The sequence below is a fragment of the Stenotrophomonas sp. 2YAF22 genome (assembly GCF_052114665.1).
GTDB lineage: Bacteria > Pseudomonadota > Gammaproteobacteria > Xanthomonadales > Xanthomonadaceae > Stenotrophomonas > Stenotrophomonas indicatrix.
Map to the genome: position 1 here is coordinate 1 of NZ_JBFRFE010000822.1, position 1,512 is coordinate 1,512.

The 1,512-nt window shown below is 65.1% G+C and carries 1 protein-coding gene; it reads right to left on the minus strand.

Annotated features, from left to right (window positions below):
* The coding region (locus tag AB4Y84_RS21445; protein ID WP_442250904.1) for a vitamin B12 dependent-methionine synthase activation domain-containing protein at positions 1-1,512 on the minus strand (1,512 nt) is incomplete at both ends.

Below are 1,512 nucleotides of genomic sequence, written 5' to 3' on the forward strand. Positions count from 1 at the left end.
CGTTTCGAGGCCGACCACGTCGATACCGATGCCGGCGGTGACTGCGAAGGCGCCGATCCAGTCCTGCTTGCCGCTATCGGCCGGGGCAATGAAATCGGCAAGGCAGAAATCCGGGCGTTCAGCAGGCTTGTCCACCTGTTGCCGCAGGAAGTGCAGGGTGGTCTCGCCATCGGGATGCTGCACGCGTACGTCGTCGCCGATGCTGTTGGCAGGCCACAGGCCGAACACGGCCTTGGCCTGCAGCCACTTCTCGTTGACGATGCGGTGGAGCATCGCGCGCGCGTCCTGGTACAGCTCGCTGGCCTGGGTGCCGACGATCTCATCGGTGAGGATGGCCGGATATTTGCCGGCCAGCTCCCACGCCTGGAAGAACGGCGTCCAGTCGATGTAGGGCACCAGCTCGGCCAGCGGGTAGTCATCGAATACATGCAGGCCCGGCTGCTTCGGTGCGGGTGGCGTGTACGCCTGCCAGTCGCACTGGAACTTCTGGCCACGTGCATGTTCCAGCGAGACCAGGCGCTTGGCGTCACCGCGGTTGCGGTGGCGGGTGCGGATCTCGGCGTAGTCCGCCTCGTTGGCGGCGACGAACGCATCCCGCAGCTCGCGCGAGATCAGCGACTGCGCCACACCCACGGCGCGCGAGGCGTCCTTCACCCAGACCGTCGGGGCTTTGTAGTGCGGGTCGATCTTCAACGCGGTGTGCGCACGCGAGGTGGTCGCGCCGCCGATCATCAGCGGCAGATCGAAGCCCTGCCGCTGCATTTCACGGGCGACATGGCTCATTTCTTCCAGCGACGGTGTGATCAGGCCGGACAGGCCGATGATGTCGGCGTGGTGCTCGCGGGCGGCATCGAGGATCTTCTGCGCCGGAACCATCACGCCCAGATCGATCACCTCGAAGTTGTTGCAGGCCAGGACCACGCCGACGATGTTCTTGCCGATGTCGTGCACATCGCCCTTCACCGTGGCCATGATGATCTTGCCGTTGCTCTTGGCGGTGTCGCCGCTGCGGGCCTTTTCGGCTTCGATGTAGGGCAGCAGGTAGGCCACTGCCTTCTTCATCACCCGTGCCGATTTCRCCACCTGCGGAAGGAACATCTTGCCGGCACCGAACAGGTCGCCGACCACGTTCATGCCGGCCATCAGCGGGCCTTCAATGACGTCCAGCGGGAGGCTGGAACGTTGCCGGGCTTCTTCGGTATCGGCTTCGACCCAGGCATCCAGGCCATGCACCAGCGCATGCGCCAACCGTGCATCCACCGGCTTCTCGCGCCAGGCCAGGTCTTCGGTCTTCGCCGCACCCTTGCTGCCCTTGTAGCGCTCGGCRATTTCAAGCAGGCGCTCGGTAGCGTCGCGGCGGCGGTTGAGGATCACGTCCTCCACCCGCTCGCGCAGGTCCGGCTCCAGTTCGTCGTAGATCGGCATGGTGCCGGCATTGACGATGCCCATGTCCATGCCCGCGGCGATGGCGTGGTACAGGAACACCGAGTGGATGGCCTGGCGTACCGTTTC